Origin of the sequence: Erysipelatoclostridium sp. An173 (genome assembly GCF_002160495.1) — a bacterium.
Lineage (GTDB): Bacteria > Bacillota_I > Bacilli_A > Erysipelotrichales > Coprobacillaceae > Thomasclavelia > Thomasclavelia merdavium.
On the sequence record NZ_NFKR01000027.1, the window covers coordinates 26,959 to 35,096 of the forward strand.

Here is an 8,138-nt window from a genome sequence, read left to right on the forward strand (position 1 = left end):
TGCACCTCCTGAATTGTTATTTTTAATTACCAAATATATGCTAGAACCTCTCCACCAACTTTTTTAGCACGAGCTTCTTTGTCAGTCATTAACCCTTGAGAAGTTGATAAGATTACGATTCCTAATCCATTTAATACTTTAGGAATTTCGTCTACTTTAGCATATACGCGTAACCCTGGTTTAGAAATTCTTTTTAAATCAGTGATTACTCTATCATTTCCTCTATATTTTAAAGAAATATTAATATTTTGAATTGGGGCTTCTCCCTCAACTGTATATCCATTAATGAATCCTTCGTTTTTCAAAATTTCAGCAATTCCAACTTTTAATTTTGATGCAGGCACCATTACGTTATCGTGATGTTGTCTGTTTGCATTACGGATTCTTGTTAACATATCTGCAATTGGATCTGTCATGACCATTTGCTAATCCTCCTTCCATCTGGATAAAATTTATTACCAGCTTGATTTTTTTACACCTGGAATTTCACCTTTGTATGCTAATTCGCGGAAGCAAATTCTACAAAGTCTAAATTTTCTAATAACTGAATGTGGTCTTCCACAACGTTCACAACGTGTGTATTCACGCACTTTGTATTTTTGAGGACGTTGTTGTTTCACCTTCATTGATGTTTTAGCCATATTTTTGCGGGTCCTCCTTCTTATTTCTTGAATGGCATTCCTAATTGAGCTAATAATTCATGACCTTCTTCGTCAGTTTTAGCTGTAGTTACGAATACGATATCCATTCCTCTTAACTTATTTACTTTATCAAAATTGATTTCAGGGAAAATTAATTGTTCTTTAACACCTAATGTATAATTTCCTCTTCCATCAAATGAGTTATTGGAAACACCTCTAAAATCTCTTACTCGTGGTAATGAGATATTGATTAATTTATCTAAAAATTCATACATTCTTTCACCACGTAAAGTTACTTTACACCCGATTGGCATACCTTCACGTAATTTGAATCCAGCGATAGATTTTTTTGCTCTTGTAATAATTGGTTTTTGCCCAGAAATTAATGTTAATTCATTAACTGCTTCATCTAATAATTTTGAATTAGATACAGCATCACCAACCCCGATGTTGATTACGATTTTTTCAATTTTTGGAGCTTGCATTCTTGAAGAATAATTGAATTTTTCCATCATTGATTTTACTACATCGTTTTGATAACGTTCCATTAAACGGTTCATTCTATATCCTCCTTCCAACTATTTTTTCTTTTTCTTTTTATCTACTTCAGCTCCAGTTTTTCTGTTAACTCGAACTTTTACTTTTTTACCATCTTCTTCGATGAATTTATATCCAAGTTTAACTGGCGCTTTTGTTTTAGAATCATAGAATGCAACATTAGAAACATGAATAGGTGCTTCTCTTGTTACAATTCCACCTTCAGGATCTGCTTGTGAAGGTTTGATATGTTTAGTTACCATATTAACACCTTCAACGATTACTTTGTCTTGTTTTGCAAGAACTTGTAACACTTCACCTTGTTTTCCTTTATCTTTACCTGCAATAACTTCTACAGTATCACCTACACGGATTTTCATGTTTAAGTTCCTCCTATAATACTTCTGGAGCTAATGATACGATTTTCATGAAATCTGCATCTCTTAACTCTCTTGCAACTGGTCCGAAGATACGAGTTCCTCTTGGAGATTTATCGTCTCTTATAATTACACAAGCGTTATCATCGAATTTGATATAAGAACCGTTTTCTCTACCAACTCCATATCTAGTTCTTACGATAACTGCTTTTACTACTTCACCTTTTTTTACTGTTCCACCTGGAGTGGCTTGTTTAACTGTAGCAACAACAATATCACCGATGTTACTAAATTTACGATTAGATCCACCTAAATTACGGATTACTAATACTTCTTTAGCACCAGTATTGTCAGCGACTTTAAGTCTACTTTCGTTTTGGATCATTTATGGTTACCTCCTTTTAGAGTTTTATTTTAATTAAACTGTTTCTGCTTTTTTAACAATTTCCACTAAACGGAAACGTTTTGTTGCAGATAATGGTCTAGTTGACATGATTTTTACAGTGTCACCTACGCTAGCAATATTGTTTTCATCATGTGCATGGAATTTTGTAGATGATTTCATACGTTTTCCATATAATTTATGTTTAACATGAGTTTCTACTAGCACTGTAATAGTTTTATCCATTTTAGTAGATACAACTGTACCTGTATACGTTTTACGATTATTTCTTTCCATTGTATCTCCTCCTATTGGTTCAATTCTCTTTCTCTAATAATTGTTTTAATTCTAGCGATAGATTTACGAACCGTTCTAATACGTGCTGTGTTTTCTAACTGTCCAGTAGCTTGTTGGAAACGAAGTCCAAAAAGCTCTTTTTTGTATTCTTCTACTTTATCTAATAAAGCAGCGTTATCTAATTCTCTCATTTCTTGAACTGTCATAACTATTCACCCTTTCCAATGATTTTACATTTAATAGGTAATTTATGAGATGCCAGTCTTAAAGCTTCTCTTGCAAGTTCTTCATCAACACCTGCAACTTCGAAAAGAACACGTCCAGTTTTAACAACTGCTACCCATTCTTCTGGAGAACCTTTCCCAGATCCCATACGTACTTCTAATGGTTTTTTAGTTTTAGCTAAATGAGGGAAAATTCTAATCCACAATTGTCCACCACGGTTCATACGACGATTGATAGCAACACGGGCTGCTTCAATTTGACGAGATGTAATCCAAGCACCTTCAGCTGCTTGTAAACCAAATTCACCAAATGATACTTTAGTTCCACCTTTAGCTTTACCTTCATATTTAATTCGATGAGGTCTTCTATATTTTGTTCTTTTAGGCATTAACATGATTATTTAACCTCCTTCTTCTTTTCAGGAAGGATTTCACCCTTACAAATCCAAACTTTAACTCCTAACTTACCGTAAGTAGTGTCTGCTTCAGCAGTAGCATAATCGATATCGGCTCTTAAAGTATGAAGAGGGACATTTCCTTCAGAATAACCTTCAGCACGAGCCATATCAGCTCCTCCTAAACGTCCTGAAACACTAGTTTTAATTCCTTTAGCTCCAGCTCTCATTGCTCTTTGAATAGCACGTTTTTGAACTGTTCTAAAAGAAGCACGATTTTCTAATTGTTCAGCAATGTTGTTTGCAACTAATTGAGCAACAACATCTGGGTTTTTGATTTCAACGATATTGATAAACACTTGTTTATCTTTTACCATTTTGCTTACTTCTTTTCTTAATTTATCAACAGATTCACCATCTTTACCAATTACAACACCAGGTCTTGATGTATGTACGAAGATAGTAACTCTTTTTTTAGATCTTTCAATTTCTACTCTAGCTACAGATGCAGTCTTAAGTTTCTTTAAAATGTAATCACGAATTTTGATATCTTCATGTAACAAATTAGCAAAATCTTGCTTGTTAGCATACCATCTTGAATCCCAATCACGATTGATTCCAACACGTAAACCAACTGGACTTACTTTTTGACCCATTATGTAACCTCCTATCTTTCTTCTACCACACAAGTGATGTGGCTAGTTCTTTTTAAAATTCTTGTTCCGCTACCTTTAGCTCTAGCAGCGAATCTTTTTAATGTAGGACCTTCGTCTACATAGATTTCTTTAATATATAATTTTTCTGCTTCAGCGCCTTCGTTATAAACAGCGTTTTGAGCAGCAGATTTAATTACTTTAATGATTGCAGGAGTTGCACTTTTATTTACATATTCTAACATACCAAGTGCTTCTTTAACTTGCTTACCTCTTACTAAGTCAACAACTAAACGAGCTTTTTGAGGTGAAACACGAATCATTTTAGCTTGTGCTCTTGCTTCCATGTTTTAAAATCTCCTCTCTTTATTTTCCAGCTTTCTTATCATCAGATCCATGACCATGATAAGTTCTTGTTGGAGCGAATTCTCCTAATTTATGTCCGACCATATCTTCAGTTACATAAACTGGGATATGTTCTCTTCCGTTATACACAGCAAATGTGTGCTCAATAAATTGAGGGAAGATTGTTGAACGTCTAGACCAAGTTTTAATAACTTCTTTTTTTCCTGATGCATTTAATGCTTCAACTTTTTTCATTAAATGGTCATCTACGAATGGTCCCTTTTTTAAACTACGTGCCATTATTTCTTCCTCCTCTTATTATTTAGAATTTCTACGACGAACAATTAATTTGTTAGACGCTTTTTTAGTTTTTCTAGTTTTAACACCCATAGCTTTTTTACCCCAAGGTGTCATTGGTGCTTTACGTCCGATTGAAGTTCTACCTTCACCACCACCATGAGGGTGATCATTAGGGTTCATTACAGAACCACGTACTGTAGGACGAACACCTTTCCATCTCATACGACCAGCTTTTCCGTAATTTACTAAGCCATGATCTTCGTTTCCAACAACACCAACTGTTGCTCTACATACACCTAATAATTTACGAACTTCACCAGAAGCAAGTCTTACAGTTACATATTTGTCTTCTTTACCTAAAATTTGAGCAGACACACCAGCAGAACGTGCGATTTGTCCACCTTTACCTGGTTGCATTTCAATGTTATGGATTACTGTACCTTCAGGCATGTTAGCCATTGGTAAAGCATTTCCTACTTTGATATCGGCATGTTCACCAGATACGATTTTACTTCCAACTTCTAACCCTTTTGGAGCTAAGATATATCTTTTTTCACCATCTGCATAATTAATTAATGCGATGTTTGCTGATCTATTTGGATCATATTCGATAGTTGCTACTGTACCAACGATATCATCTTTATTACGTTTGAAGTCAATGATACGATATTTACGTTTATGACCTCCACCGTGATGACGAGTTGTAATAACACCTTGATTATTACGTCCACCGTTTTTACCAACTTTTGCAACTAAAGATTTTTCAGGTTTTTTTGCTGTAATTTCTTCAAATGTTAATGAAGTCATATTACGACGACCATTAGTCACCGGTTTATATGCTTTAATTGGCATCTTTAGTTTCCTCCTAATTTATCTGGAATCATATATTCCAATATTTTCATTTATTATTCTTCACCGAAATAATTAATTGATTCACCTTCAGCTAACTTAACGATAGCTTTTCTTCTACGGTTTGTTTTACCTTCGTAACGACCCATTCTTTTTTTCTTAGGTTTTACATTCATAACATTAACACTTTCAACTTTTACACCAAACATAGCTTCAACAGCTTGTTTAATTTCAATTTTGTTAGCATTAACATCAACATCGAATGTATATTTATTTTCTTCTGCGCTTAGAGTCATTGATTTTTCAGTAAGTACTGGTTTTTTTAATACATCTGTAATGTGTGCCATTATCCTAGTACCTCCTCAACAGATTTGATAGCAGCTTCAGTCATGATTAACTTATTGCTGTTTAAAACGTCATATACATTTACGCGTCTTGCATCTAATAATTTAACACCTGGGATGTTGTTTGCACTTCTTGCAACTGTTTCATCAATTTCATCCATAACGATTAATGTTTTTGCAGGTGCTTCTAAATTTGATAATACTTTCACCATTTCTTTTGTTTTTGGTGCATCAAATTTGATTGTATCTAATGCCATGAATTCATTATCAATGATTTTTGTCGATAAAGCAGATCTAAGTGCTAAACGACCAACTTTACGATTGATTTTGAATTTATAGCTTCTAGGTGTTGGACCAAATACAACTCCTCCGCCACGCCATTGTGGTGCTCTGATTGATCCTTGTCTAGCTCTACCTGTACCTTTTTGACGCCATGGTTTCTTTCCACCACCGCTTACTTCAGTACGGTTTTTTACTTTATGAGTACCTTGTCTTAAAGACGCTCTTTGTAATAAGACCATATCGAAGATTGCTTGATTATTTGGTTCGATTCCAAATACTGCTTCATTTAATTCTAGGTCTTTTACTTCAGCACCTTCTTGGTTATATACTTTAACTTTAAGCATATTAAATCCTCCTTCCTAAATTATTCAGCTGCTTCAACTGGAGTTTCAGTTGTAACATCTGCTTCTGCAACTTCTGGTGTATAATCAACTAATTCATATACATCATTAACTTTACCGTTACCTTTGATTGCAGATTTAACGATTACTAATCCTTTTTTAGGTCCAGGAACAGAACCTTTGATTAATAATAAATTATTTGTTGTATCAACAGCTACAATTTCTAAGTTTTGTACTGTTCTAGTTACATGTCCCATTTGCCCTGGTAATTTTTTACCTGGAGCAATTCTATTTGGAGCGATTGGACCCATTGAACCAACAATTCTGTGCGCTCCAGAACCATGTCCTTTAGGACCAATATGTTGTCCATGTCTTTTGATTACACCTTGATATCCTTTACCTTTTGAAGTACCAGTTACGTCTACTACTTCTCCAGCAGCGAAGGTATCAACACTAATTTTATCTCCAACTTCATAACTCATCATTTCGTCAAAACGAAATTCTTTAATGAAGCGCTTAGGAGCTGTATTAGCTTTCTTAACAATACCTAATTCAGCTTTATTAGCTAATTTTTCTCTCTTGTCTTCAAAACCAACTTGAACTGCATCATATCCATCAGTAGCAACTGTTTTCTTTTGTAATACTACGTTTGGAGTAGCTTCAACTACAGTTACAGGAATTAATACACCATCAGTTGTAAAGACTTGAGTCATTCCGATCTTACGACCTAAGATTCCTTTCATGAGTTACACCTTTACCTTTCTTATAATTTGATTTCAATGTCTACACCACTTGGTAATTCTAATCTTGTTAGAATATCAACTGTTTCTTGTGTAGGGTTCACAATGTCGATTAAACGTTTGTGAGTTCTAATTTCGAATTGTTCACGAGAATCTTTATACTTATGAACTGCTCTTAAGATTGTATAAACTTCTCTTTCTGTTGGTAGTGGTACTGGACCAACTACTTGAGCTCCAGATTTCTTAGCAGCACCGATAATTTTTTCTGCTGAGTTATCTAGAATTTTGTGATCAAATGATTTTAATCTGATTCTAATTTTGTTATTTGCCATGATTTTTTCTCCTTTCAATTTATAGGATGTGAGTTACTCGATGCAAATTCCCTGAAACATGCCGTTTCATGACAACGCCTTTCGGTGTTTCAGCAACCTTGCACTTCTTTGCAACGTCAACGGTTGTATTTTAGCAAAAAAAAGCCTTTATTGCAAGGCTTTTTTTAATTTATTTATAAAAATATTTCGACAAAATTTACAAGCAATTAATATATGTAAATACAACCATTTTTTCATAAAAAAGTGACAATTTATCATTACATAAATACATCGTATTCAATGATAAAACAATATATCCCCAGGATCCTTTATCCTAGCTAAAAAGAATCTTTAAGCTGATAAAACACTAGCAAAAGAGCTAGATGAATATAGTGTAAAAAGTATTATAAAATCTGACGCGATTACATTGTATATAATCTTTAAAATTTTATCAAATCTCTGTTTTTCATTTTTGTTATAAAGTAATTGTCTGACTACCTATTGTCTAATTATTAATTAAAGCTGTTATACAAGCAAATTAATAGACTGTCCACAAACAAACTCAAACTATATATAGCGCCATATTCTTAGACAACTATAAAAACCTTGTGCATCAGTTTTTTATATCATCATTCTATTTAACAAAACAGTTCTTTTAATAAATAAATTTAAAAAGCAATACTATAGTTGATCTTATAAGATCTAGAAATCAAAAAAAGACTTTAGACTAGTTCTTTCATATTTTAAAAAAAGAAAAAGAAGCTGTTGAATTTATATGCACCAATATGAGTTATACATTTAAATCTATTTTACAGCCATATTTTCCGCACTCAACGCTTCTTATCGATCATTTTCACGTAATAAAATATATCAATGATCAATTAAATAATATACCAACAAAAAAACATATGTAAATAGTTTAATGATAAAGCATCTTTAAAATATGATAATTTGAAGAGTAAAATAAAAAGAGGATGATGTAATCAGATAACACTATCCTCATAGAATTTAATAATAAAAAAGAAGAACCGGCAGCTAGCTATTGTTGCACGTAAGTACTATCGTCGCCGTTATGATGCTTAACTTCTGTGTTCGGAATGGGTACAGGTGTGTCCATCAT

Annotated in this window: 17 protein-coding genes and 1 rRNA gene; 1 reads left to right on the plus strand and 17 read right to left on the minus strand. The window is 33.4% G+C overall.

Annotated features, from left to right (window positions below; all coding sequences use genetic code 11):
• Positions 1-26 precede the first annotated feature (26 nt).
• From rpsH to rpsJ, 16 genes are read right to left on the minus strand one after another with little or no spacing between them, the layout of a single operon-like run.
• Entirely contained in the window at positions 27-422 is a 396-nt protein-coding gene (gene rpsH / locus B5F09_RS10830) for a 30S ribosomal protein S8 (RefSeq protein WP_087298731.1), read from the minus strand.
• Between the two features lie 33 nt (positions 423-455).
• On the minus strand, positions 456-641 hold the full coding sequence (locus B5F09_RS10835; RefSeq protein ID WP_087298730.1) for a type Z 30S ribosomal protein S14: 186 nt from the start codon (positions 639-641) through the stop codon (positions 456-458).
• 20 nt (positions 642-661) lie between these two features.
• Positions 662-1,201, minus strand: a complete 540-nt coding sequence (gene rplE / locus B5F09_RS10840; RefSeq protein WP_087298729.1) for a 50S ribosomal protein L5 — start codon at positions 1,199-1,201, stop codon at positions 662-664.
• A gap of 18 nt (positions 1,202-1,219) precedes the next feature.
• A complete protein-coding gene (gene rplX / locus B5F09_RS10845; protein ID WP_087298728.1) occupies positions 1,220-1,558 on the minus strand; it encodes a 50S ribosomal protein L24 in 339 nt (112 codons plus the stop codon).
• Between the two features lie 13 nt (positions 1,559-1,571).
• A complete protein-coding gene (gene rplN, locus B5F09_RS10850) occupies positions 1,572-1,940 on the minus strand; it encodes a 50S ribosomal protein L14 (protein WP_087298727.1) in 369 nt (122 codons plus the stop codon).
• A gap of 33 nt (positions 1,941-1,973) precedes the next feature.
• A complete protein-coding gene (rpsQ, locus tag B5F09_RS10855; protein WP_087298726.1) occupies positions 1,974-2,234 on the minus strand; it encodes a 30S ribosomal protein S17 in 261 nt (86 codons plus the stop codon).
• A gap of 11 nt (positions 2,235-2,245) precedes the next feature.
• Entirely contained in the window at positions 2,246-2,440 is a 195-nt protein-coding gene (rpmC, locus tag B5F09_RS10860) for a 50S ribosomal protein L29 (RefSeq protein ID WP_087374113.1), read from the minus strand.
• A 2-nt stretch (positions 2,441-2,442) separates the two neighbouring features.
• On the minus strand, positions 2,443-2,853 hold the full coding sequence (gene rplP, locus B5F09_RS10865) for a 50S ribosomal protein L16 (RefSeq protein ID WP_087298724.1): 411 nt from the start codon (positions 2,851-2,853) through the stop codon (positions 2,443-2,445).
• Positions 2,854-2,855: 2 nt separating this feature from the next.
• Positions 2,856-3,509 (minus strand): 30S ribosomal protein S3, encoded by a 654-nt coding sequence (gene rpsC, locus B5F09_RS10870; RefSeq protein ID WP_087298723.1) that lies wholly within the window; start codon positions 3,507-3,509, stop codon positions 2,856-2,858.
• 11 nt (positions 3,510-3,520) lie between these two features.
• A complete protein-coding gene (gene rplV / locus B5F09_RS10875; protein ID WP_087298722.1) occupies positions 3,521-3,853 on the minus strand; it encodes a 50S ribosomal protein L22 in 333 nt (110 codons plus the stop codon).
• A gap of 19 nt (positions 3,854-3,872) precedes the next feature.
• Positions 3,873-4,151, minus strand: a complete 279-nt coding sequence (gene rpsS / locus B5F09_RS10880; protein ID WP_087298721.1) for a 30S ribosomal protein S19 — start codon at positions 4,149-4,151, stop codon at positions 3,873-3,875.
• A gap of 18 nt (positions 4,152-4,169) precedes the next feature.
• Positions 4,170-5,003, minus strand: coding sequence for a 50S ribosomal protein L2 (gene rplB, locus B5F09_RS10885; protein WP_087374115.1), 834 nt, complete (start codon positions 5,001-5,003; stop codon positions 4,170-4,172).
• Between the two features lie 53 nt (positions 5,004-5,056).
• A complete protein-coding gene (rplW, locus tag B5F09_RS10890) occupies positions 5,057-5,347 on the minus strand; it encodes a 50S ribosomal protein L23 (RefSeq protein WP_087298719.1) in 291 nt (96 codons plus the stop codon).
• Entirely contained in the window at positions 5,347-5,970 is a 624-nt protein-coding gene (gene rplD, locus B5F09_RS10895; RefSeq protein WP_087298718.1) for a 50S ribosomal protein L4, read from the minus strand. The genes rplW and rplD overlap by 1 nt, the downstream gene beginning before the upstream one ends.
• 20 nt (positions 5,971-5,990) lie before the next feature.
• Entirely contained in the window at positions 5,991-6,710 is a 720-nt protein-coding gene (gene rplC, locus B5F09_RS10900; protein WP_087298717.1) for a 50S ribosomal protein L3, read from the minus strand.
• Positions 6,711-6,730: 20 nt separating this feature from the next.
• On the minus strand, positions 6,731-7,039 hold the full coding sequence (rpsJ, locus tag B5F09_RS10905) for a 30S ribosomal protein S10 (protein ID WP_087298716.1): 309 nt from the start codon (positions 7,037-7,039) through the stop codon (positions 6,731-6,733).
• A gap of 719 nt (positions 7,040-7,758) precedes the next feature.
• Here rpsJ and B5F09_RS15440 point away from each other — a divergent pair.
• On the plus strand, positions 7,759-7,932 hold the full coding sequence (locus tag B5F09_RS15440) for a transposase (RefSeq protein WP_394335300.1): 174 nt from the start codon (positions 7,759-7,761) through the stop codon (positions 7,930-7,932).
• Between the two features lie 112 nt (positions 7,933-8,044).
• Here B5F09_RS15440 and rrf read toward each other — a convergent pair.
• A 5S ribosomal RNA gene (gene rrf, locus B5F09_RS10915) occupies positions 8,045-8,138 on the minus strand; the annotation flags it as partial.

What these genes read in the sequence shown, in the direction of transcription:
- rpsH (WP_087298731.1), bottom strand. Translation starts at nt 422, where the DNA reads ATGGTCATGACAGATCCAATTGCAGATATGTTAACAAGAATCCGTAAT.
- B5F09_RS10835 (WP_087298730.1), bottom strand. Translation starts at nt 641, where the DNA reads ATGGCTAAAACATCAATGAAGGTGAAACAACAACGTCCTCAAAAATAC.
- rplE (WP_087298729.1), bottom strand. Translation starts at nt 1,201, where the DNA reads ATGAACCGTTTAATGGAACGTTATCAAAACGATGTAGTAAAATCAATG.
- rplX (WP_087298728.1), bottom strand. Translation starts at nt 1,558, where the DNA reads ATGAAAATCCGTGTAGGTGATACTGTAGAAGTTATTGCAGGTAAAGAT.
- rplN (WP_087298727.1), bottom strand. Translation starts at nt 1,940, where the DNA reads ATGATCCAAAACGAAAGTAGACTTAAAGTCGCTGACAATACTGGTGCT.
- rpsQ (WP_087298726.1), bottom strand. Translation starts at nt 2,234, where the DNA reads ATGGAAAGAAATAATCGTAAAACGTATACAGGTACAGTTGTATCTACT.
- rpmC (WP_087374113.1), bottom strand. Translation starts at nt 2,440, where the DNA reads ATGACAGTTCAAGAAATGAGAGAATTAGATAACGCTGCTTTATTAGAT.
- rplP (WP_087298724.1), bottom strand. Translation starts at nt 2,853, where the DNA reads ATGTTAATGCCTAAAAGAACAAAATATAGAAGACCTCATCGAATTAAA.
- rpsC (WP_087298723.1), bottom strand. Translation starts at nt 3,509, where the DNA reads ATGGGTCAAAAAGTAAGTCCAGTTGGTTTACGTGTTGGAATCAATCGT.
- rplV (WP_087298722.1), bottom strand. Translation starts at nt 3,853, where the DNA reads ATGGAAGCAAGAGCACAAGCTAAAATGATTCGTGTTTCACCTCAAAAA.
- rpsS (WP_087298721.1), bottom strand. Translation starts at nt 4,151, where the DNA reads ATGGCACGTAGTTTAAAAAAGGGACCATTCGTAGATGACCATTTAATG.
- rplB (WP_087374115.1), bottom strand. Translation starts at nt 5,003, where the DNA reads ATGCCAATTAAAGCATATAAACCGGTGACTAATGGTCGTCGTAATATG.
- rplW (WP_087298719.1), bottom strand. Translation starts at nt 5,347, where the DNA reads ATGGCACACATTACAGATGTATTAAAAAAACCAGTACTTACTGAAAAA.
- rplD (WP_087298718.1), bottom strand. Translation starts at nt 5,970, where the DNA reads ATGCTTAAAGTTAAAGTATATAACCAAGAAGGTGCTGAAGTAAAAGAC.
- rplC (WP_087298717.1), bottom strand. Translation starts at nt 6,710, where the DNA reads ATGAAAGGAATCTTAGGTCGTAAGATCGGAATGACTCAAGTCTTTACA.
- rpsJ (WP_087298716.1), bottom strand. Translation starts at nt 7,039, where the DNA reads ATGGCAAATAACAAAATTAGAATCAGATTAAAATCATTTGATCACAAA.